Below are 22,073 nucleotides of genomic sequence, written 5' to 3' on the forward strand. Positions count from 1 at the left end.
AAACCTAACATGGCGTATCATAATATCTTGAGCAAAAACAAGTGGAAATGAATGAATATTGAGGGGAGAAAACCATTTTTATGAACCCAAAACGTCGACCATCATCTCAAAAACGCAGTAGGTGGCGTATTTTTGGCAGAGTTTTGCTGATTAATATCAAGTGGTTCTCGTTTGCGGGTGTACTTGGAGTGCTATTTGCTGGAGGTCTTATATCCGGTTATGTAGCGGCACTGGTTCATGATGAACCTGTACGATCACGTCAGTTGATATATGAAAAGGTAAATGAGAACGCTCTGACCAGCTTTGTATTTTTTAATGATCAGGTAACTCCGGTTGGAAGAATGCGCATGGAGGAGGATCGACAGCTCGTTGATCTGAAGGATGTCCCTCAGTCTATTGTGGACGCCCTCATTTCAACGGAAGACAGCCAATTTTATGAGCATCGTGGTGTGGATTTAAAGGGAACAGCTCGTGCTGTTAAGCAGAAGCTTTTGAATGAAAACCGCCAAACAGGCGGCAGCACACTGACGCAGCAGGTAGCCCGAAGGGTTTTTCTCAGTCTGGATAAGACGGACAGCCGCAAGGTGAAGGAAATGCTGCTGGCACTGCGTATGGAGCGGTTTATGGGCAAGGATAAAATATTAACGGCTTACTTAAACAAAATGCCTTTTGGTAATGGTTCCGCTGGTTACAATTTATATGGAATCAAGTCTGCTTCGTTAGGGATTTTCAATGTAAGTGATCTACATAAGCTTCATATTGCTCAGGCGGCTTATTTGGCAGGTCTCCCGCAACTGCCATCTGTTTATTCCGCTTTTGATGGTAAAGGGAACTTTGATGAAGAAGGCTTCAATAAAGCGATGGAGCGCCAACGTGTCGTGTTGGGAAGAATGCTGGCTACAGGTAAACTTACGCTATCCGAATATAACGAGGCGCTTCAATTTGATGTGAAAGCCACTCTTGCGCCCCATCGCGAAAAAAGTTATAACACATTCCCTTATTTAATGCTGGAGACAGAGCGGGAAGCCGCTCAATTGTTAGCGCTCCAGCAAAATCCGGATATCACGGCAGCCGAGATTTCCAAGCCTGAGCATGCCGAGCTTCTTCAAAATACGCGAGAAGAGTTGCAACGGTCCGGATATCGAATTTATACAACGATAAATAAGAAAATTTATAACAATATGCGGCAGATTGCAGCCAATCCACAAAATTTTTCTCCATACAGTAAGAAGAAGGGATTAGAGCAGATTGCAGCAATCATGATTGATCATAAAACAGGGGCTATACTCGGTATGATCGAGGGCAGGGATTTTAATACCGAGCAAATGAACTATGCAACTCAAATGACACGTCAGCCCGGTTCTGCCATGAAGCCTATTGCTGCTTATTTACCTGCATTGGAAAAGGGCTACACTCAGCCAGCCGGTCTTATTGATGATTCACAAATCATATTGAAAGACGGGCGTAAAGGTTATCATATTCCTAAAAATTATAACAGACGGTACGAGGGGCTTATGACAGCCCGTGAAGCACTCAATCGGTCAATCAATATCCCTGCGCTGAGGCTGTTCTTATATGAAGTTAAAATTCCAAATGCTTGGAATTTTGTGCGTTCTCTTGGAATTACGACGATTCAGCCGCAGGATGAACATGCTCAGACAGGGGTTTTGGGTGGACTAAGCAAAGGGGTATCCGTCGAGGAGCTGACCGCAGCATATGGAACGATTCCCAATATGGGTGTATATAATGCACCTCATCTGATCAGCAAAATTACGGATGCCAACGGGAAGATCGTATATGAATTTAAACCGCAGACGAAGCGTGTATATTCGCAGCAAACCGCATTTTTGATGACGGATATGCTCAAAACTGTTATATCAGATCCGAGGGGAACTGGCAAACGCCTGCAAAATGCTTTTAAAAGCTACGGTGCCATTGATATCGCCGGTAAAACCGGTACGACACAAAACTTTGGTGATGTGTGGTTTATGGGGTATACACCTGACGTTACACTAGGCGTCTGGGCTGGTTACCGCCAACAGGTTAATACATTATCTCAAGAAGGCCATTCCAGAGCACAGTCAGTGTGGGCACTGATCATGAATGAGGCGGTCAAGGACCAGCCTGAACTTTTTAAGAATAAGCACTTTATACGGCCGGAAGGTGTTGTAAGAGTTACGGTTTCTAGCCTTACAGGTAAGCTGCCAGGGCGTTATTCCCGTCAATCGGGTCAACTTGTGACTGACTGGTTTAATCAAAAGTATGTGCCTACTGAAGTTGGAAGAGAACGGCTTCCGCGTTCTGCTAGACCAGTGGTCCCGTCCAAACCAGATATCAAGGAAAAAGAAGTCCCAGAGGTTGAGGTACCTGCAATAGATCAAGAGGAAATTCCACCAGAGGAAACGGATCCTGCTGTTCCTGACGCAGACACAGAGATAGAAATGCCTGATGAGAATAACGATGTGCCATCAACAGATACTTCGCAACCTTCTGTTGAAAACGAACAGGGGACTCCTTCTGAATCGGAAAGCCAGAGTGAGACTCCAAAAACCCAATCTGATGAAGTTATTTATCCAGAAATAATATCTGATCAACCCAAAAACTAAACGACAGTTCAGACGCCGTACGTTAGCTTTATCTTGAAGATGATTGCGTGCATATTCAACAATATCGACAGGTAATTTCAGGTTAAGCTCCACATCAATTTGTCCATCGCGCTGAACCTTCACTATAAGGCTACGTTTGACATTCTGAATGTTAGCCTGATACGTAATAAAGTTTTGCACATCACCGACAGATCCTGGATGTATCCTTTTTACAAAGCGAGCTGTATTTTTCCACTTTCCAGTCATCAAGACATATAAAACACCTTGCTCACTACTTAGGCTTCCTGTGAATTTTTGTCCGTGAAATAAGGCAATTCCACGTGCTGTAATATCTTCTCCTTCTTTGGAAAGATAGGGAAGCACAAAATCTTGACCCGGATCAAGCATTGGGGGGAGCAGTGTCTCCAGTGTCATTTCCGGGAACATACACATTTCCTCAAGGCTTCTGATTTTTTTGGTTATAAATTCGCCAATTAAGAGGTTGCCTATGCCTTTTTGATCTATTATTTCTCCAGCTAATCCCTCTACAATAGCTACCTTGACATGGGAAGTCGGATGGTCAGGCTCACGATACAACACATCCAGATAGGGATATAGATCTTTTCGGGCCAAGCTTGTACCATACAGAATAACTCCGTATTTGAAAAAGCGGATATCCCCGGTTACTTTGGCTCGGATTTTGTCTGTACTTTGCCGAACGGAATGGCCGGTGCCTGAGTGAATTTCATTGGTGCTTTTACCTTGGTTGCTTTGAGAATCGTCTACAACTTCTAGCGTTTGCAACAACATGCCTTCAGGAGTGAGATCATAAGCCGATGCATTTGCCAATCGGGCATCCTTCAAATTGTCCTGATCCCAGCAGCCTGTTATAAAAATGAGTAGAGTTAGCATTCCAAGCGCTCTGCTCTTTTTTTTCATATTTCAGGTCCCTCCTTTTTTTTGAAGAGATAGGATAGGATCAGCAGCAGAAAAGGGAACACAATTAGGAAAATATAAGCAGAATTATTAGCTATGGAACCAATAAGCTCGAAATCTTCTCTTCGTTGAGGCAAATAGGCAATACAACATGAGGCGAGCACAACAAAGGGAACCGCCTTTTTGTGGCTCTTTTGCTTGAATAGATAGCTTATTCCGTAAGACGCCGCATAATAATAACCACTTATAGCGCCAAAGATCGAAATGAGCCAAATCGGCAGAAAAATAAAATCGACTCGATCCATCGTTCCCAGTGGAATGGATCTGAGCAAATAAATGACTGGCTCTGGCATTAATTCAAGCTGTTAGGGGCTGAATACGGTTGTACAGGTAAATACGGTAAAACAATACAATAGTACCACGATCGCGTTAGCTGCCAGAATTGACTTGAGCTTGCCTATACTTTTGCCCTCACCATGGGAAAGACGACAAGAATGAACTCAAAACCAAACATCGCTAGGAGCGTTTCTTTTGAACCGACAATAATACGGGGCCATCCCGCCTCAGTTAGAGGTAGCAGATAAAGCGGGTTGGACTGCTTTATACCATAGCTAATTAACAGCATCATGGGAAAAATCAGAAATGAAATTAAAACAAGCACTCGAGCAATTGTTCTTAAATTTTCGCGAACCAGATATATGCTACTGAACAAAAACAGGGCAAGTATAGCCCAACGGGGAGTATATTGCAGCATCCAGCGATTGATGACGTCGTATGCGTTCACAAGAACGGAGGTACCCATAAGCAGATAGTAAGCGATGTAAGCCACAGTCAATGCTTTTCCAATCCAGCAACCAGTAATTTGGGTTAATATTTGATAAATCGAAGAGGAGGGAAAACGTCTAGCAGAAGCCAGCACATCAAAATAATGAGTTGAATCAAAAGGCCGCCAATAATGACAGATATCCAACCCCCTCCTTTAGCTGAAAGGTGCATCTGATAGGGAAGTGACAAAATGTCTACGCCAATCTCAAACTTGATGATGAGAAAAAAAGTTGACCCGATGCAATGGTACTTTCTTTATTCACGTCGTTTCCAGCTCCTAGAGTCGTTCTGCTGCTTCAATTTTTGGGCTTGGGAATCATATGGTCGCTGATGAAATGTCCAAATCGGAAAGCGGATAAAAACATCTTTCATATCACCGAGCCGGAATGGTGCAAGAGGAGCAAAGTAGGGCGTACCAAAGGTCTCCAGCTTGCAAAGGTGGATAGTAAGAAAAAGTAAACCGAAAGCAATGCCAATGTATCCAAACAAGGCTGCAGCAACCATCATCGGAAAACGAAGGATACGAACCGCTGAGCTCATTTCATGAGAAGGTACTAAAAAAGAAGAAATGGCTGTTAACGAGACGACGATGATCATCGTATACGACACGAGACCAGCCCGAACGATAGCATCTCCGATGACTAGACCGCCAACGATTCCAATAGTTTGGCCAACCCGACTGGGGAGACGAACCCCGGCTTCTCGCAGAACCTCAAAGATCAATTCAAGCAGCATAGCCTCCACAATCGCTGGGAATGGAACATTTTCCAGTGATTTTTTGATGGTGTGCGCCAGCTCTAATGGCAAAATAGCTGGATGAAAAGCAATCGTCGCAATGTAAATGGCAGGCAGCGTAAAAGCGATCAAAAAGCTCATCATTCGAATCGTTCTTAGAAATGAACTAATAATCCGTGCTGAGCTGTTGAGGGAAGAGGGGAAAAGGGTTGTCCTCAATAAACTCTTGAATAAAACCGGGGGGGGGGGNNGGGGGGGGGGGGGGAGCACCATATCGGAGGAGATCGCTTTAATTCTCGTTTTCACTGCTTCCACTAGCTCAGGATTAGCCAAGTCTTGAACATAGACAATAGCAATTTTAGTCCGGGTTTTAGATCCCACATAAAAGTAGCGTACAACCAGTGACGGTGTGGCAATTTGTTTGCGAATCAGATTCAGATTGATGGATAACTGCTCAATGAATCCATTGTGCGGTCCGCGAATAATCCCTTCGTTTTCTGGTTCGTCCGTACTGCGAGCATACGTCTTTTCGGAAGAAAGGATAAAAAATTCTTCCGCTCCATTTATCATAAAAATGCAATATCCCTGAATAAGCGAATCAGCAGTATTTTGAAGGTCGGTGTCTTTTTGACTGCTTAAGGTGGTGAACATTTGATGAGAGACTGCATCGGTTTAAGGCACTCAGGATATGAGTTTGAATCATCTCCTGATCTACGAGCGAATCAATATAGAGCAGCATACCGTCTTTGCCGTCAACGGAAATCGCCTGCTTTTTTTAAATCATCCGTATAAAAAAGTGCTTGCTCAATAAAGGAAACATTTCTGCTTAATTCAACGGAAGCTGCGTCATGTCCAGCGTAAGAGAGCCCTCCTTATTGGATGAGATAGGCATAATGTGTGCCATATGGACTGAGTTTATCCATGATCTGGTGACTATCCATTCTTGAATCACCTTCACTTCACGTAATGCAATAGTTTTATACTAGAATTTAGGTTGATAAATGGGAAATGGGTTGGTTATTTTGTAAGGAATGAAATTTAATCGTGCAAGAACTAGAGACTAGATTACAAGGGGGCTTAATCTTGCGTCGGATCAATTCCTAGATAGTGTCCCAGTTTCCGCCGGACCTCGCTGCGGGCAAAGGATGAAAGCATAAAAAATCGCCTTTGATAGCCGCGGCATATATACAAAACCTCTACACCTTCATGATTTCGGATTTCGCTGTATATTTTAACCCCTAGTGTTTTCATTCGTGCCTTTGTCTCTGCTAATTGAACAGCTACACGCTGTTGTACTCCAGTCAGGCTACGAACATACAAATCAGGCATTTTTAGAGGAGAGGTATGTATAATACGAATGTCTCGTTCCAGCACATCCAGCACAAGAGTTAGAAGTACACAGATCTTGACCAACCCTGCGTCTTCTTCAGAAGGCAAAGGAGCTTTATTCTTGTGGTTCAGTGTCTTTTGGCTTGGCATAAAAAATCTCCTTTACTCCGAGTGAGAATACAATATATAATCATTATATAGAACGTATGTTCTATTTATACCTCATCATAGGTATTTTTCCAAGGCTAAAGCAATCCTCAATTATTGGAAAGTGGTAGAGAGCGATACCCATGTGCCATTGTGTAAAGAATTCTTGCGTTTATCGCCAATGACAGTCAAGCAGAGTTTATGTTAAGCTAATGGATAAAAACTTACATAAAAGGGGAGATCGTCTGACTGCGGTCAGCCTCTACTATTTAACTTAAGAAAGTGGAGAAAGAAGGTATACATATTGTCACGTTCGTTATATGCAGCTTTATTATTGTTGAGCCTCATTTGGGGCGGTTCGTTTATGTTTATCAAGGTGTTGTTGCTACATCAAGTAGGACCGTGGACTATTGTATTCCTTAGATCCAGCTTTGGACTTATTTTTATCGTCTTATTAATGCTACTTATGCGCAGGCCGTTTAAAATTAAAAGCATTCCGTGGAAATCGGTTATTCTGGTAGCTTTGGTCAACATGGTTTTGCCATGGACATTGATCGGTTTTAGCGAGACCAGAATAGCTAGCAGCATGGCTTCTGTATTAAATGCCACCACGCCAATATGGACCATGTTGGTGGGGCTTGTTTTTTTCGGGGCTATTTTTCATCGAATGCAGTGGTTAGGAATGGGGCTCGCTTTTGTAGGAATTATTATTTTATTGGGTATTAATCCTGCATCTATTATTTCTGTTGATCCTGTGGGTTTTGGGTGTATGCTGCTTGCGACTCTCTGCTATGGATTTGGAACACAGCTCTCCAAACGTTTTCTCTCCAATCTTTCCATGTATCAGGCTACCTTTGCAACCTTGTTTGGTGCGGCAGTAGGGGGGGGCATTATGATGGCAATTGTGGAGAGACCTGATTTGTCGGTTGTTTCTGATCCAGGTGTATTGGGTTCCCTTATAGGACTGGGAGTTTTGGGATCAGGGGTAGCATATATTTTGTTCAACTACATGATTTTGCGGGGGAGTGCGGAATTTGCTTCTTCGGTGACGTATTTTGTACCAGTAAGTGCCATCGTATGGGGCTTTTTGCTCCTGAATGAAACTATCGGCTGGAACGTTCTGACTGGGCTAGTCCTTATACTTGGAGGCGTGTTTATGGCCAACCAGCGTAAAACCGCCAAATTAAGTGGATAATAATCTAAGCAGAAATGAAATACACTTTGAGCTATATTAAATGTGCATTCGCCAAACCTTCGGTATAATACGTTAATTCGCACATACAATAAAGCATGCTCACACATAAAATAAAATATGGTGCAGCAAAAAAGCAAGCTGTTTAGCAGGTGACAAGGTGTGGTATAATAAATTATAGAATTATATGCACCACAGAAATGTCGGAGTTTTATTCCACAAAAGAAAGGATCAGGATACCATGTGTCCCCGAAGGATACTTCCCCAAAGGACGATTTGGAAACGATTTGATCTGTCTTATACTTAGCTTTTCCGCGGAGTAACGTCAAGTTGCGAAAGCCAACTCTGCGGAAGAGGGGATTGTACATGCGAAGGACCAAGTCCTCCAGGCACATCTTATCCGGTAGCTTCCGTAAGAGTGGGTTCATCCACATCAAACTTACGAGAAACCGAGGGAGCCTGTATGAGGAAAACTTACGAATCTATCGTGAACAATGGAGCATTGAGACAGATTGCTGTCATGTTGCTCGGAACATGCATTTTAGCTTTTACGTACTATCACATTAATGCTCAGAATCATTTGTCAGAAGGCGGATTTGCAGGCTTGGCCCTGCTGGGACATTACGCGTTTGGTATATCTCCAGCATGGAGTATGTTGCTGCTTGATATTCCCGTCATATTGCTGGCATGGGTCCTGAAGGGCAGAAGATTTATGCTGCTTGCGTTAATCGGAGCCGTCGCTTTTTCACTGTTTTATGCAGGATTTGAGAAGTATTCGACTCTGGTTATAGATCTACATGGAAATCTGCTGATAGCTGCTCTACTTTGTGGGGTGCTTACAGGTTTGGGAGCCGGAATCGTACTGCGATTCGGTGGAGCAACCGGGGGCGATGATATCTTATCTCTGCTGATCAGTGAGTGGCGCGGGTGGAAAATCGGCAACGTGTTTATTGTCAGTGACATCATCGTACTGGGATTATCATTGTTGTATCTGCCTATGAAGGAAACAATGTTTACAATACTGGCTGTGTGGCTTGCCGGAAAAATAATTACATGGACGACCACGTTCCAACTGCACCGACCTGTGAAAAAGGTACTGCCAGCGGCTATTCCCGCTAAAAAGGTAGTTGCCAAAACAGTGCCGGTCGTCCACAGCCTTCGTCAATAAGGAAAGGGTGTTACGTCAGGAGAGAAATCTTCTTTCGTAACACCCTTTCGCTGTATTCAGCTTCTATCAGGAAGGCTTTAAAGTAGAATGGATGCGTCCATCCCGGTCATGAATAATTGCAGAAATCTGTTGGCGTTCTACAAAACTTTGAGCCTCATCAATCGCCTCATTTTTGTGTTTAAAGGTTGAAATGGGCTGGTTGTGTCCCTCTTCTTTGATTGCCCAGCGATCCTCGTACGGCACCACATGAATGGGTTCCTTCTCATCGGAAGAAGCGGAATGATGGTCGTGTACATTTTCGCTTGAATGCTGTTTTTCATGTTTTTTAGGTTTCTCATCTTGCTCGGCTGGATGATTATCGTTCCATTCCTCGGCTTGGGAAGTGGCAATCGCAATCGAGCGTCCTTCTTCATAGCCGTCACGGAGTAGAGCGTTAGCAATATCAACGGCTTTTTCTCGCACCCGAGGTTCCAGGTTTTTCATGGATGGAGGGTAATCATGTTTGTTCCAAGGCATAGTTGCACACTCCTTATAGCGGATGATGTATTATGTATTACCCGTTGTCGGCTTAAACAAACGGAAATCAAAGAAATGAATATATTGTAAAATGTATCTTGAAAAAAAGCGTATAATGGTGTGCAGAATACGAGGAAAAGGAGTGAAGCATTTGCTTGCCTGGGGTTTTGTTTTTTTGCTGACTATCATCATTCATACTACAGATAGCTTGTCCTATGCTCTCCGGCTTGGTGGTTTGCGAGCGCGTCGGATTGGATTGGCGTTAACCGTTGCGGGAATGCTGCTGTTGGTTTCACGCACCTCTAACATGGCGCAGGGGCCTTTACTCGGAGGGATGGTCGATCAGGCTAAAGCTGCAGCACAAGTGGGCGGAACGGATATTGGACTGGAAATATATATGCATGGGGTACTGCTGGCAGCAACCGTTGGAACCATGCTTGCTATATTACTGTATCCAACAGTGGTACGCATGTCAGCCAGATGGATTGTGCATTTGGAGCATACCGGATCTATTCCGGCTTTGGCGCGTCATTTAATGCTGCGAAGTCGCTGGAAGCATGCAGGCTACTACATAAAGCGCCCTACCTGGTCCATGCTAACCTCACTGATTGGCGGAGCGATACCCAAGCGTTTAATTATTCTGAATATAGCTGTTACTGCCATTTATACAACTGGAGTAGTATCTGCTTTATATGCATCATTCCTGTGGCCTGCTCAAGGTACAGCAATGTCAATGTCGTCAGGTCTAATCAATGGCGTCGCAACGGTATTACTGACCTTGTTAATTGATCCAAGATTGGCGGTTCTGTCAGAGAAAACGCTACGAGGGGAGCTACCCTTAACTCGGATGAACAGCATGTACGGTTGGATGATCATCTCGCGTTTGGCAGGTACTTTATTATCTCAGCTATTGCTAGTACCGCTAGCCATTTGGCTTGGATGGGTAATGAGTTAAATTGCTAGCTTACGTAATGATGTGTGGCCATATCCCAAAAAAGGCTGGCCCGTGATCATCTATTAAAGATAGATCGCGGATCAGCCCCAATGATTCTATGGCTACTTACTTTTCAAATAATGACTTATATGCTCCGTATCCTTCACGCTCCAAATCTTCTTGAGGCACAAAACGGAGCGCGGCAGAATTGATGCAATAACGCAAACCATCTGGACCTGGACCATCATCGAATACATGCCCTAAATGGGAGTCAGCTTCACGACTTCGCACCTCGGTACGGATCATAAAATGGCTGAGATCGGTTTTTTCTTTGACATTGTAGCTGCGCAGCGGACGGGTAAAGCTGGGCCAACCGCAACCTGCATCATATTTGTCCAATGAACTGAACAAGGGCTCTCCTGATACGATATCCACGTAAATGCCTTCACCCTCATGATCCCAAAACTCATTTTGAAAAGGGCGCTCGGTCGCATTTTTTTGTGTTACTTCGTATTGAATAGGCGTCAGCCGATCTTTAAGATCGGATTTATCAATCTTGCCGGACCAATTTTGCTCGATAAAATCTTCACGTCCCGAGCCTTTGCGGTAGCGCTTGTAATGAGCGGGGTTCTTCTTATGATAGTCCTGATGATATTCTTCTGCTTCATAAAAAGTTGCCGCAGGCAAGATGGGTGTAGCAATGGGCTTGTCGAAGCGGCCACTTTGAGCCAGAGCTCCTTTGGAAGTTTCTGCCTTGATGCGCTGTTCATCATTATGATAGAAAATAGCCGTTTGGTAGGATGAACCTCTATCGTGGAACTGTCCACCTTCATCCGTCGGATCAATCTGTTGCCAGAATAGCTCCAACAGTTTTTCATACGGGAAAACTTGTGGATCAAATGTAATCTGTACGGCTTCCACATGCCCCGTTGTTTCAGAACACACCTCTTCATAGGTAGGATTTTCGGTATGTCCCCCTGTGTATCCAGATCTAACCTTCAAAATACCGGGTAATTCCTCAAAAGGGGAAACCATGCACCAGAAGCAGCCACCTGCAAAAGTTGCTTTTTCTACCGTGTTTGGATTGTTGGTGCTCATATTTATCACTCCAATCTGAGAATGTTTAATTAGTTGTTATTTAAATAGCTCACAATTAAATTATATACGAGATTTTTGCAAAATCCAACGAAACGTCAGAAACCAAGCATCAGCGTAATTGGCTCTGTCCTCAAAAATCGCAATGAAACATCCTACAGAGACGGTGGCAAACTATCGCATTAAATTCTATTGGCGCGTTGAAGCCTTTTTCGGTAGAGTATAAAGGCGCCGCCCACCAGTGCAGTATATAGCACCAAAATGAGCAAACCGGTGATTGGGTGTTCTGCAAAGGTACCACCTGCATAAGCATACACCGCAATTGCGGGAAGCTTGCCAATAGCTGTACCTAGGATAAAGCTCCAGAACGGAAACCCTGCTACTCCAGCGTATACATTTACCGCTGCTTGGGGGATGACTGGAATCAGGCGAGCCAGCAGAACAGCAGCAAAAGGCTCCCTCTCCATGACTCGATTGAAGCGCTCCAATGCGGGAACCCGTTTCAAATAGGCACGTCCTTTGTCACGGAACAGGGTACGTACTGCAGTGAAAACGACCAACGCAGCCAAAGTAGTGCCAAGCCAGCAAATCAGAGCACCTTGCCAGGGGCCCGCGGCATAAGCAATGGAAGCGATAATCAGCTTGTAAGGCACAAACGGAATTAGCGCGAATAAAAATGCGAGCAGTAGCAGAACCGGAAAGGAGGTTTGCTTGTCTGCCCAGGCGAGCCAATCATATCTGTAGATAAACGCGATGCAAAGCAGCGAAACATAAGCTGCAGCGAGTAGCCATTTTTTCATTTACATACCTCTTTCAATATCCCTGTTCGGCTTATCGCTTATACAGAAAAAATAGGGTTCACATTCCCAATAATGTGTGCTATACTGCCACTAACAGAATAGTTCCCAAAGGGGAGTAGCTCAACGAGTAAAGTCGTCATTACGGGATTTTTAATCCCCGGCTTTATTGGCAACGTAATGTTGTAAGCGAGACCTTTGCCAGGATTTTAGGAATCCGGGTAAATGGTCTTTTTTTGATGCCAAATTTGGGTCAAGCGCCGTTTCCGGATTCCGCGAAATGGCGCTTTTTTAGTATAAAGCGCTGAACTATGTACAGTATAACAAATAAATAAAAAAGGTGGGAGAAACGTATGGATTTTTTTTCAATTGAGTTTTTAACAGCATTATTGTCCATCATTATCATCGATCTGGTGCTAGCTGGTGATAATGCGATCGTAATCGGTTTGGCAGCTCGAAATGTCGACAAGGCCAATCAAAAAAAGGTCATTATTTGGGGGACGGTCGGCGCAGTCATCATTCGTGTGATTGCTACAGTGTTGGTCACGTATTTACTGCAAATTTATGGCTTGCGATTAATCGGGGGACTTGCGCTCATCTATATCGCTTACAAGCTGCTGGTTGAAGAAAAGAAGCATGAAATTTCAGCCACGAATCAAATGTGGGCAGCGATCCGCACCATTATTATTGCGGATACGATGATGGGCCTCGACAATGTACTTGCTGTTGCGGGAGCAGCTCATGGAAATATGCTACTCGTTATTCTCGGTCTGGCAATCTCCGTTCCGATCATGGTGTGGGGAAGTACAATTATCTTGAAGCTGACTGAACGTTACCCGATAGTGATTACGATTGGAGCCGCTGTATTAGCTTATACCGCTGCTAAAATGGTGGTGGCCGAGCCGTTAATTGCACACTGGTTCACGAATGCAGTCGTTAAATACGGCTTTGAAGTTCTGGTTGTGGTTCTGGTTGTAGCTATTGGGATGCGTGTTAAGAAAATAAAAAGTGAAAAAACAAAAAAGCAAGCGCTGCACGCCTAAGCTAACTTACATTGAAGTAATCTTGGCTGAAGCTGGACGCTCATGTCATAGAGGCTGTTCCGCAGGTCCAATTGGACCGGGAGCAGTCTCTTTTCTTTACTTGTCAGCGGACTTCCATGTAAACTAGACAACAGATGAACTGAGTAATTAAGGTGGGAACGACATGGACAAGCAAACGAAGACAAGAGTAGCCATTGCAGGACTGGGTGGTATTGCTCGTAAAGTGTATTTGCCGTTACTGGCTGCACACGAAGGTGTAGACATCGTAGGTGTCATGAACCGTTCACAGGAGCCGGTTAGTTCTATTATGGAGCAGTATAGGTTGCCAAGAGGAACGACGGATGTAAAGGAGATGCTGGCATGGGAACCGGAAGCTGTATTTATACATGCCGCGACCGAAGCCCATTTTGATCTGGTCATGGCGTGTATTGAAAAGGGGATTGCGGTGTATGTGGATAAACCGTTGTCCTATGACGTTCGTCAGAATCTGGAAATGACCGCTTTTGCTGAAGCGCAGGCCGTACTGCTGGCGGTAGGCTTTAATCGACGTTTTGCCCCGCATTATGTAGCTGCTAAAGCATGGTTAGAGGAAGCGGGCGGTTTCAGTCAATGTGCGGCGATTAAACACCGAACTGGATATGATCGAAGACCAGCGGCACAGACGGTTTATGATGATTTAATTCACATGCTTGATTTGCTATTGTGGCTGGGTGGCGATGATTATGAGCTGCTGCATAGTAGTCTGGATACGACGACTGAAGGATATATGGACGCTGCGTTCGGGTCCGTACGTTTGGGTAATGCTACCGGTAGCTACAGTATGAGCAGACAGGCAGGGGCTGACATAGAGAAGCTGGAGCTTCACGGGGGAGGACGGTCTGTTGAAGTAACTAATATGGAACAGGCTGTTTTTATGCAAAAAGATAATTCACCACTAACGCAAGCTTTTGGAAGTTGGGATACGATTTTGGAAAGACGGGGATTCACCGGGGTCGTAAATCATTTTCTGGAGCATATTCATCGTCCGGAGGAATGTGCTGTACGAGCTGGAAAAGTATTGGAAAGCCATATGCTGGCGGACGAACTGATTAGCCGTTTGAGTGATTAATATGGAACGTCCGAACGGACGATAGTGATCATAACAGTTCAGACATCAAGAAATAGGTTGAAGGAGAAATGAATGAATGGAAGAAGACAATCGTGGTAAACAGCTAGAAGAAGCCATCATCGAAAATTATAAGCAAGAAGAAGATATGATGATCCTTGTATTTGCGCAATGGTGTATCAATCACGGGTTGGAGCCAGAGGAATTATATCGGGTAGCGTATCCGCATCAGGATAGCAACGAGCGTCTGCTACGAGTACGCAAGTTGACTGTATCGCGTGAAGAAGCGGGTGATATTCCGCTGGATACGGTATTAGGGGTACTGTCCATGTTCGGAAATGAGGACTTGGCGATGGTCGTATCTGAGGCGGCAGCGAGCCTTCCGTCGGAACGGAAATAGAGCTAGCCAGAATAAAGAATATACTGTTATCATTTATTGGCATCATGGATTCAACTGTATTTACTTAAGACATTGTTGATGGGGAGGGTAAGCTTACGATGGAAGATATACCTGTGCCAAGTACCTGTAAAGGCTGTGAAAGAGATATCTCGATATCGGAAGAGCAAATTACCAGAATTCTAACCAACATGAGACCCAAAATGGAATGTGTAAATGATGAAGTGTACGAAGCCAGACTGTTGGCCTGCTCACAATGTGAAGAGTTAATGTCCGGGCATACGTGTGGTATCAGCGGAAGTATTGTTCGTGTACGTGCTTTGGCGGCAGCTCAAAATTGTCCTAGTTACCATGGTTCACGCTGGATAGGAACAGCCTAAAAGATACAATGCTCAAGCTCGGCTGAACCTGGATTACGGGTTAAAGTAGTCATACCTTAGTCTGCCTTAATGGCAGGCTTTTTGGTTTGATTGGACCTTTTCTTAACGATTGACAAAAAGTAGACAATAAAATATATTAAACACGTGAAATGTTTTTGTTTAATAATTAACATTTATATTAATGATTACTAAAAGTAATGATGCGTAAAAATTATGATCGAAAGAAAATCGGTGGGATGAGTGATATTTAGGCCGAAATGAAAGCGCAAACATTTGTGCGGGTGTTCTAACAATCTTAATATTTTTGGGGAGGGTTTGTTGTGAAGGGTTCTATTGTTGTTAATACCGATTGGAAACAAGGCATTATTAATAAAAACATTTATGGACAATTTGCTGAGCATCTTGGACGTTGCATTTATGAAGGCATATGGGTTGGAGAGGACTCACCGATTCCGAATACAAACGGAATTCGTAATGACGTGGTGGAAGCCCTGAAAAAGCTGAACATTCCTGTGCTGCGCTGGCCGGGAGGCTGTTTTGCCGATGAATATCATTGGAAAGATGGTATCGGGCCAAAAGAAAACCGTAAGAGAATGGTAAATACGCATTGGGGCGGTGTGGTTGAAAATAATCATTTTGGCACACATGAGTTTTTTCAATTGTGCGAACTGTTAGATGCAGAGCCTTATATTTGTGGAAATGTCGGCAGTGGTACAGTTCAGGAAATGTCGGAGTGGGTAGAGTACATGACCTTCGATGGAGAGTCCCCTATGGCTGCATGGCGTCAGGAAAACGGTCGTGAGAAACCATGGAAGCTCAAATATTTTGGAGTGGGTAACGAAAACTGGGGTTGTGGCGGTAACATGCGCCCAGAATATTATGCCGACCTGTATCGCCGATATCAGACATATGTCCGTAACTATGGCGAGAACCGCATTTATCGGATTGCAGGTGGGGCGAATGTGGATGATTATCGTTGGACCGAAGTGCTGATGCGCGAAGCAGGGCATCTTATGGACGGTTCGAGCCTGCATAACTACACGATCCCGGGTAACTGGGAAGGGAAACGGCAAGCAGTCGGTTTTGATGAAGCGGAATGGTTTGAGACGATGAAAAAATCATTGCATATGGATGAATTGATTACTCGTCATTCAGCCATTATGGACCAATATGATCCTGACAAAAGGGTCGGACTGATCGTCGATGAATGGGGAACCTGGTTCCTGACTGAGCCGGGGACCAATCCAGGCTTCCTGTATCAGCAAAATACGATGCGCGATGCGCTGGTAGCTGGGCTGCACCTACACATTTTCCATAATCACCATGACCGAGTACAGATGACGAATATTGCTCAAATGGTCAATGTTTTACAGGCAATGATTCTGACCGAAGGCCCTGCTATGTTGTTGACGCCGACATACCATATATTTGAAATGTTTAAGGTGCATCAAGATGCACAAGCACTGGCTGTTCATGTAAAGGTAGGCGATTATGAATATGACGGGGATTCCATCCCACAAGTAAGCGTGTCTGCCTCCAAGGCGCAGGATGACAATATTCATATTAGCTTTTGCAACGTCCATCCGGGCGAGTCGGCAAACTTGAAATTGGAGCTAAGAGGACTGGAAGAGATTAAAAAGATCAGCGGTGTTGTCCTTGCCAGCGACGATATGCAGGCACATAATACGTTCGATCAGCCAGAGCGTGTGAAAAAGGAAGCTTTCACATCCTATCAGCTGCAAGGTCAGCATTTGGATGTTACACTGCCACCAATGTCGGTAGTGATGCTGACAATTGCTCCGTAAAAAGCTGGGTCGTGGTATGTAAGCAGTATTCACTATTATTGGTTATGAACAAAGAGAGCGTTCAGGTGAACGCTCTCTTTTACCTACAATTGCTCGCGGTGAATCACCCTGAATTCCTTGGGCGACATACCGAAGCGGGAACGAAATACACGGTGAAAATACGTGTAATTTGCAAATCCTGACGATTCGGCGGCTTGTTCCAGTGACATGGGACTGAAAATGATTCGTTCTCTCGCCATGTTAAGCCTGATGTCCAGCGTGTACTGCATAATGCTCGTATCGAATGTTTCCTTAAACAGATGTACTGCTCGGGATACGCTGATACCGACGTGTGAAGACACGTCATCCAGCTTGAAGTTAGAGGATGCATTTTCTTCAATATAATTTTTAATCTGATACGCAAGATAGTTATGATGAGTAGCGATAGGATAATCGGATAGCATACGGTCAAACTCCAAACATAAAATGCGTATGTAGTAACTTGATATTTCCGGGTAAGGATTAGAAATACGTCGTTGCTCCATCACAAGCTGACGAAATAGGCCAAGCAGGGCTTCTGTGAGCTGAACCTTAATTCTGTTGGGTCGTTTATGATGGTTCCACCACTCATCTACCCAGGAACCACCGAAAAAAATGTGATAATCTCCACTTTCCACGACCTGCTCTCCCATGGGATTCAACTCACTATGAATATCCAGTTCATAAGGCTCGGTAGGATTGAATAGCAGTAGGTCACCCGCCTCAATCCGTGTCATTTCCCCGTTAATGCGGGCCTGGCAGCGTCCATCTGTTTGCAAACGGAATAAATAATTTTTGATCCCATCAGGCTGGTTCGAATAAAAGGGCTTTCGATGGAAGGAATAGCCTGCGGTAAGAACCTGACAAGGCTCGATGATAGACATGACGATGACTCCTTTGGGCATATGGCTGTTTCAAATATTGACCAGATTGTTCATGTTTTAATCATATTATTCATTTTAAACGAAACAGAAATAGAATACTATGTGAACTGTAAAGCTTACATGTTAGATGAGAAAGTACATGTTGGAGGCCAAGGAGTGTGACGACGTGGAACGAATGAAGGCCGGGATTATCGGATGCGGTACTATTAGCTCGGTATATCTTGAAAATCTCCAAAAGAGCCCAATTATTGAAGTGGTGGCCGTCGCTGATTTACTAGATGAGAGGGCCAAGGAGAGGGCCGATGAATTCAACATTGAAAACGTATACAAAGTGGATGAATTGCTTCGTCAGCCTGAGATTGAGCTTGTATTTAATCTGACCGTGCCTGGCAGCCATGCACTGACAGATGTGGCGATACTAGAGGCAGGCAAGCATGTGTACAGTGAAAAGCCTTTGGCGGTTTCTTTAGAGGATGGCAAACGCGTTCTGGATTTAGCCAAAGCAAAAAATCTGCGTGTCGGATGCGCTCCTGATACTTTTCTTGGATCGGCTATTCAGACCGCACGCCATGCCATACAGACTGGAATGATTGGTCAGCCAGTAGCCGCTACTGCCTTTTTAATGAGTAGAGGCCCTGAATGGTGGCATGAGAATCCGGAATTTTTCTATGCAGCTGGAGGAGGACCGATGTTTGACATGGGACCTTACTATTTGGCCTCGCTGATCCAAGTGTTGGGGCCGATTCGGCGAATTAGCGGCTCCGTAGGAATTCAGATTCCGGAACGTCATATACATTTCGGTCCCAAAAGCGGCACGCCATTACGGGTGCAAACACCAACGCACTTGGCCGGGACCATGGATTTTCATAACGGAGCCATCGCAACCTTGATTACCAGCTTTGATATTCAGGGAGCATCAGACCTGCCACGTATTGAAATTTACGGAACGGAAGGGACTTTGAACTTGCCGGACCCGAACTTTTTTAACGGAGATGTCAAAATTCGCCGACCTGGCGAGGAAAACGCAGAGCTGTTAAAGCCCCTTTTTGAATGCGGGAAAAACGAACGTGGAACAGGCGCGGGCGAGATGGTGAGAGCCATACGCAGTGAAAAGAACCATCGTGCTAATGCTGAGCTGGCCTACCATGTGTTAGAAGCCATGCATGCTTTTCAGCGCTCATCATTGGAAGGCAATCACATTACGATGGAAAGCACGTTCAAGCCGGACGAGGATTTGTATTATGGAATAGATATAATGGAAAATTCATCCTAATTAAAGAGGTGAAGGGTAATGGCTAAAGTAGGATTGCAATTGTACACAGTAAGGGAAGAGCTTGAACAGGATTTTGAAGGTACATTGCGCAAGGTAGCTGAGCTTGGCTATAAAGGGGTAGAATTTCATACCTTTTTCGGACGCAATGCCAAGGATGTCAGAGCGCTTTTGGATGAGCTGAATCTGGAAGTTATTGGAACTCATATACAATATTCTCGTTTGCTGGATCATTTGGATGAGGAGATTGCATACCACAAAGAATTGGGCAATAAGTACCTAATCGTTCCTTATTTAACCGAAGAACAGCGACAGTGGGATGAAATTTTTGCTAATTTGAATCGTATTGGTGAAAAAGTGAAAGAACAGGGCTTGATACTGGCTTATCATAATCATGATTTTGAATTGACAGAAAAAATCAATGATCGCCCGGTATTCGATGCTTTATATGATGCGGTTTCCGATGATTTGTTACAGGTCGAAATGGATACTTGTTGGGTATACTATGGGGGCTATGATCCAGTGGAATACATCGGACGTTATAATGGACGCCTGCCTATCATTCACTTAAAGGATATGGCACGTGACGAGCAACAAAAAGCAGTGACTGTAGAGCTTGGCAAAGGCGAAGTGCAGCTTCAGGCCATTACAGACGCCGCTATTCAGGCAGGTGTGGATTGGATCGTCGTCGAACAGGATTTCTGCTCAAACCCTCCAATCGAAAGCATTGAAACCAGCATTAAATGGCTCCAACAATACGCAGCTCAGGGAGGAAATATTCATGTCTAAAACACTCAAAATCGGGATTATTGGTTGTGGAGGCATTGCCAACGGCAAACACTTGCCGAGTCTTGCCAAGCAGAAGCGTGCAGAAATCGTTGCATTCTGTGACATCATTCAGGAGCGCGCTGAAGAGGCAGCAGAAAAGTTTGGAGTTGAAGGCTCGCAAGTTTATAGCGATTACCGTAAGCTGTTAGAAAATAAAGACATTGAAGTCGTACATGTATGTACACCCAACGACTCGCATTCGGAAATTACCGTAGCGGCGCTTGAGGCAGGTAAGCATGTGCTGTGTGAAAAACCGATGGCTAAAACTGCAGAGCAGGCACGGGAAATGCTCGATGCGGCCAACCGTACAGGTAAGAAGCTGTCTATTGCGTATCAAAACCGTTATCGTGATGACAGTTTGTATCTGAAGCAATTGGTCGAACAAGGAGAGCTTGGAGACATTTATCTGGGCAAAGCCATTGCTCTACGCCGTCGCGCCGTTCCGACCTGGGGAGTATTCTTGGATGAAGAGAAGCAGGGCGGTGGTCCCCTTATTGATATTGGCACGCATGCACTCGACCTGACACTCTGGCTGATGGATAATTACAAGCCTAAAAGCGTACTAGGTTCAACCTTCCATAAGCTAGGGGATCGTAAAGATGCAGCAAATGCCTTTGGACCTTGGAATCCTGAGGAATTTAAGGTAGAGGACTCAGCTTTTGGTTTTATTACGATGCAAAATGGAGCTACGATTGTACTAGAGTCCAGCTGGGCATTGAACGTTGTAGAGTTTGGCGAAGCGAAGACGCTGTTATGCGGTACCGAAGGCGGAGCCGATATGCAGGATGGATTGCGCATTAACGGGGAAAAGAACAGCCGCTTGTTTGATACGAAAATAGATCTGGATGCAGGTGGTGTTGCCTTTTACTCTGGAGAAACGGAAAATGAGGCAGACCGTGAAGCCCGTCTATGGATCGAATCTATTCTGGACGACAAAGAACCTCTTGTGAAGCCGGAACAGGCACTGGTTGTTACTGAAATTTTGGAAGCTATCTATGAATCGGCTCGTACGGGGAAAGCTGTCTATTTTGACTAAGCCCGTAATTATCCCGAATAGACCATCATTATAATGAAAGCAGCTTTTTTCACATATGATACAGGGAGGGATTTCTTTTGAAACTTGGAGTATTTATGGTGTTGTTTGGCGGACGTTCGCTGGAGGAGGCGCTGGATTATGTGGCTTCTCAAGGATTGGATGCTGTAGAAATCGGTACAGGCGGCAACCCTGGGGATAAGCATTGTAAGCCGGATGAGTTGCTGGAGAATGATACAGCGCTCAAAAATTTCAAAAAGGCAGTAGAGTCCCGCGGACTAACGATTAGTGCGCTTAGCTGTCACGGCAATCCTCTCCATCCGCAAAAGCATTTGGCCCAGGCTGATCATGATACGTTTCTTAAAACCGTTCGATTGGCAGAAAAGCTGGAAGTTCCAGTTGTGAACACTTTCTCTGGCTGTCCGGGTGATCATGAGGATGCGAAATATCCAAACTGGCCTGTGGCTCCGTGGCCTAATGATTTTCAGGAAGTGTTGAAGTGGCAATGGGAGAATAAAATTATTCCTTACTGGACTGAGACGGGGAAATTTGCAGCAGATCATCATGTTAAAATTGGGCTGGAGCTACACGGGGGCTTCTCCGTTCATACACCAGCGACCTTGCTTCGTTTGCGTGAAGCTGCGGGAGAGGTCATTGGTGCTAATCTGGATCCGAGCCATATGTGGTGGCAGGGAATTGACCCAGTGCAGGCGGTTCAAATTTTGGGCCGAGAGGGAGCCATTCACCATTTTCATGCCAAGGATACGACGATTGATCCGATCAATGTAAATAAATATGGACTTACCGATATGCAGGAATATACGAAAATGCTAGATCGCGCTTGGCAGTTCCGAACTGTGGGTTATGGACATGATGTAAAAACCTGGGCAGATATTATCAGTGCTCTGCGTCTGGTGGGATACGATTATGTAGTGAGTATTGAGCATGAAGATGGTCTGATGTCCGTGGAGGAAGGCTTTACTAAGGCCGTCCACAATCTTCGCCAGGTACTGATTGAAGAACCGCTGAGCGAGATGTGGTGGGTCTAACC

Annotated in this window: 19 protein-coding genes and 3 pseudogenes; 13 read left to right on the forward strand and 9 right to left on the reverse strand. The window is 44.7% G+C overall.

Translation table 11 applies throughout. The features are described 5' to 3' along the window. The first annotated feature begins 80 nt into the window (after positions 1–80). Positions 81–2,606: a transglycosylase domain-containing protein gene (locus C1T21_RS13655; RefSeq protein ID WP_103048656.1), complete on the forward strand. Its 2,526-nt coding sequence runs from the start codon at positions 81–83 to the stop codon at positions 2,604–2,606. Positions 2,607–2,624: 18 nt separating this feature from the next. Here C1T21_RS13655 and C1T21_RS13660 read toward each other — a convergent pair. The 5 genes and pseudogenes from C1T21_RS13660 to C1T21_RS13675 all read right to left on the reverse strand — a co-directional run. After that, positions 2,625–3,524 (reverse strand): annotated as a pseudogene (locus tag C1T21_RS13660) (Ger(x)C family spore germination protein); the annotation flags it as partial. Further along, on the reverse strand, positions 3,521–3,874 hold the full coding sequence (locus tag C1T21_RS28005) for a GerAB/ArcD/ProY family transporter (RefSeq protein WP_308411641.1): 354 nt from the start codon (positions 3,872–3,874) through the stop codon (positions 3,521–3,523). The pseudogene C1T21_RS13660 and the gene C1T21_RS28005, both read right to left, overlap by 4 nt. Positions 3,875–3,978: 104 nt before the next feature. Continuing rightward, a pseudogene (locus tag C1T21_RS28010) lies at positions 3,979–4,535 on the reverse strand (GerAB/ArcD/ProY family transporter). A 66-nt stretch (positions 4,536–4,601) separates the two neighbouring features. Beyond that, positions 4,602–5,711, reverse strand: a pseudogene (locus C1T21_RS13670) (spore germination protein); the annotation flags it as partial. A 447-nt stretch (positions 5,712–6,158) separates the two neighbouring features. Then, positions 6,159–6,560, reverse strand: a complete 402-nt coding sequence (locus tag C1T21_RS13675) for a YhjD family protein (RefSeq protein WP_069289864.1) — start codon at positions 6,558–6,560, stop codon at positions 6,159–6,161. Positions 6,561–6,861: 301 nt separating this feature from the next. Between C1T21_RS13675 and C1T21_RS13680 the strand changes: the two genes are divergently transcribed. Together C1T21_RS13680 and C1T21_RS13685 are read left to right on the forward strand one after the other, a co-directional pair. Continuing rightward, entirely contained in the window at positions 6,862–7,752 is an 891-nt protein-coding gene (locus C1T21_RS13680) for a DMT family transporter (protein WP_103048657.1), read from the forward strand. A gap of 460 nt (positions 7,753–8,212) precedes the next feature. Further along, positions 8,213–8,917, forward strand: a complete 705-nt coding sequence (locus C1T21_RS13685; protein ID WP_013310869.1) for a YitT family protein — start codon at positions 8,213–8,215, stop codon at positions 8,915–8,917. Positions 8,918–8,983: 66 nt separating this feature from the next. Here C1T21_RS13685 and C1T21_RS13690 read toward each other — a convergent pair whose 3' ends face one another. Then, the gene (locus tag C1T21_RS13690) at positions 8,984–9,433 is read right to left on the reverse strand and encodes a DUF2188 domain-containing protein (protein WP_061829041.1); all 450 of its coding nucleotides are present in this window, start codon (positions 9,431–9,433) and stop codon (positions 8,984–8,986) included. Between the two features lie 151 nt (positions 9,434–9,584). Here C1T21_RS13690 and C1T21_RS13695 point away from each other — a divergent pair, with 151 nt between their 5' ends. After that, entirely contained in the window at positions 9,585–10,388 is an 804-nt protein-coding gene (locus tag C1T21_RS13695) for a lipid II flippase Amj family protein (RefSeq protein ID WP_103048658.1), read from the forward strand. A 105-nt stretch (positions 10,389–10,493) separates the two neighbouring features. On the opposite strand, the gene msrA is transcribed toward C1T21_RS13695, so the two are convergent. Both msrA and C1T21_RS13705 read right to left on the reverse strand, forming a co-directional pair. Next, positions 10,494–11,465, reverse strand: a complete 972-nt coding sequence (msrA, locus tag C1T21_RS13700; protein WP_103048659.1) for a peptide-methionine (S)-S-oxide reductase MsrA — start codon at positions 11,463–11,465, stop codon at positions 10,494–10,496. A gap of 179 nt (positions 11,466–11,644) precedes the next feature. Then, positions 11,645–12,262 carry a TVP38/TMEM64 family protein gene (locus tag C1T21_RS13705; RefSeq protein WP_103048660.1) on the reverse strand — a complete coding sequence of 206 codons (618 nt, stop codon included), beginning with the start codon at positions 12,260–12,262 and terminating at the stop codon, positions 11,645–11,647. Positions 12,263–12,612: 350 nt separating this feature from the next. Between C1T21_RS13705 and C1T21_RS13710 the strand changes: the two genes are divergently transcribed. The 5 genes from C1T21_RS13710 to C1T21_RS13730 all read left to right on the forward strand — a co-directional run bounded on the left by C1T21_RS13710 (position 12,613) and on the right by C1T21_RS13730 (position 16,989). Further along, the gene (locus tag C1T21_RS13710; protein WP_103048661.1) at positions 12,613–13,302 is read left to right on the forward strand and encodes a TerC family protein; all 690 of its coding nucleotides are present in this window, start codon (positions 12,613–12,615) and stop codon (positions 13,300–13,302) included. Positions 13,303–13,465: 163 nt separating this feature from the next. Beyond that, positions 13,466–14,410 carry a Gfo/Idh/MocA family protein gene (locus tag C1T21_RS13715; protein ID WP_103048662.1) on the forward strand — a complete coding sequence of 315 codons (945 nt, stop codon included), beginning with the start codon at positions 13,466–13,468 and terminating at the stop codon, positions 14,408–14,410. 76 nt (positions 14,411–14,486) lie between these two features. Then, complete coding sequence (locus C1T21_RS13720) at positions 14,487–14,807, forward strand: hypothetical protein (RefSeq protein ID WP_013310862.1); 321 nt, start codon at positions 14,487–14,489, stop codon at positions 14,805–14,807. Between the two features lie 98 nt (positions 14,808–14,905). Then, the gene (locus C1T21_RS13725) at positions 14,906–15,184 is read left to right on the forward strand and encodes a DUF6171 family protein (RefSeq protein WP_029517224.1); all 279 of its coding nucleotides are present in this window, start codon (positions 14,906–14,908) and stop codon (positions 15,182–15,184) included. A 320-nt stretch (positions 15,185–15,504) separates the two neighbouring features. After that, positions 15,505–16,989, forward strand: coding sequence for an alpha-N-arabinofuranosidase (locus C1T21_RS13730; RefSeq protein ID WP_103048663.1), 1,485 nt, complete (start codon positions 15,505–15,507; stop codon positions 16,987–16,989). 83 nt (positions 16,990–17,072) lie between these two features. Here the strand turns inward: C1T21_RS13730 and C1T21_RS13735 are convergent, their stop codons facing one another. Further along, entirely contained in the window at positions 17,073–17,891 is an 819-nt protein-coding gene (locus C1T21_RS13735) for an AraC family transcriptional regulator (protein ID WP_103048664.1), read from the reverse strand. Positions 17,892–18,057: 166 nt separating this feature from the next. Between C1T21_RS13735 and C1T21_RS13745 the strand changes: the two genes are divergently transcribed. From C1T21_RS13745 to C1T21_RS13760, 4 genes are all read left to right on the forward strand, one after another. Continuing rightward, positions 18,058–19,164, forward strand: coding sequence for a Gfo/Idh/MocA family protein (locus C1T21_RS13745; protein WP_103048665.1), 1,107 nt, complete (start codon positions 18,058–18,060; stop codon positions 19,162–19,164). Positions 19,165–19,182: 18 nt separating this feature from the next. After that, complete coding sequence (locus C1T21_RS13750; RefSeq protein ID WP_103048666.1) at positions 19,183–19,950, forward strand: sugar phosphate isomerase/epimerase family protein; 768 nt, start codon at positions 19,183–19,185, stop codon at positions 19,948–19,950. Then, on the forward strand, positions 19,943–21,025 hold the full coding sequence (locus tag C1T21_RS13755) for a Gfo/Idh/MocA family protein (RefSeq protein WP_061829050.1): 1,083 nt from the start codon (positions 19,943–19,945) through the stop codon (positions 21,023–21,025). The genes C1T21_RS13750 and C1T21_RS13755 overlap by 8 nt, the downstream gene beginning before the upstream one ends. Positions 21,026–21,102: 77 nt before the next feature. Further along, complete coding sequence (locus C1T21_RS13760; protein ID WP_061829051.1) at positions 21,103–22,071, forward strand: sugar phosphate isomerase/epimerase family protein; 969 nt, start codon at positions 21,103–21,105, stop codon at positions 22,069–22,071. Positions 22,072–22,073: the final 2 nt, after the last annotated feature.

The sequence above is a fragment of the Paenibacillus sp. F4 genome (assembly GCF_002894905.1).
Lineage (GTDB): Bacteria > Bacillota > Bacilli > Paenibacillales > Paenibacillaceae > Paenibacillus > Paenibacillus polymyxa_B.

Coding starts and splice junctions, on each gene's coding strand:
- C1T21_RS13735 (WP_103048664.1), bottom strand. CDS start 17,891: ATGTCTATCATCGAGCCTTGTCAGGTTCTTACCGCAGGCTATTCCTTC.
- C1T21_RS13715 (WP_103048662.1), top strand. CDS start 13,466: ATGGACAAGCAAACGAAGACAAGAGTAGCCATTGCAGGACTGGGTGGT.
- C1T21_RS13690 (WP_061829041.1), bottom strand. CDS start 9,433: ATGCCTTGGAACAAACATGATTACCCTCCATCCATGAAAAACCTGGAA.
- C1T21_RS28005 (WP_308411641.1), bottom strand. CDS start 3,874: ATGCCAGAGCCAGTCATTTATTTGCTCAGATCCATTCCACTGGGAACG.
- C1T21_RS13655 (WP_103048656.1), top strand. CDS start 81: ATGAACCCAAAACGTCGACCATCATCTCAAAAACGCAGTAGGTGGCGT.
- C1T21_RS13705 (WP_103048660.1), bottom strand. CDS start 12,262: ATGAAAAAATGGCTACTCGCTGCAGCTTATGTTTCGCTGCTTTGCATC.
- C1T21_RS13710 (WP_103048661.1), top strand. CDS start 12,613: ATGGATTTTTTTTCAATTGAGTTTTTAACAGCATTATTGTCCATCATT.
- msrA (WP_103048659.1), bottom strand. CDS start 11,465: ATGAGCACCAACAATCCAAACACGGTAGAAAAAGCAACTTTTGCAGGT.
- C1T21_RS13755 (WP_061829050.1), top strand. CDS start 19,943: ATGTCTAAAACACTCAAAATCGGGATTATTGGTTGTGGAGGCATTGCC.
- C1T21_RS13675 (WP_069289864.1), bottom strand. CDS start 6,560: ATGCCAAGCCAAAAGACACTGAACCACAAGAATAAAGCTCCTTTGCCT.
- C1T21_RS13725 (WP_029517224.1), top strand. CDS start 14,906: ATGGAAGATATACCTGTGCCAAGTACCTGTAAAGGCTGTGAAAGAGAT.
- C1T21_RS13750 (WP_103048666.1), top strand. CDS start 19,183: ATGGCTAAAGTAGGATTGCAATTGTACACAGTAAGGGAAGAGCTTGAA.
- C1T21_RS13720 (WP_013310862.1), top strand. CDS start 14,487: ATGGAAGAAGACAATCGTGGTAAACAGCTAGAAGAAGCCATCATCGAA.
- C1T21_RS13685 (WP_013310869.1), top strand. CDS start 8,213: ATGAGGAAAACTTACGAATCTATCGTGAACAATGGAGCATTGAGACAG.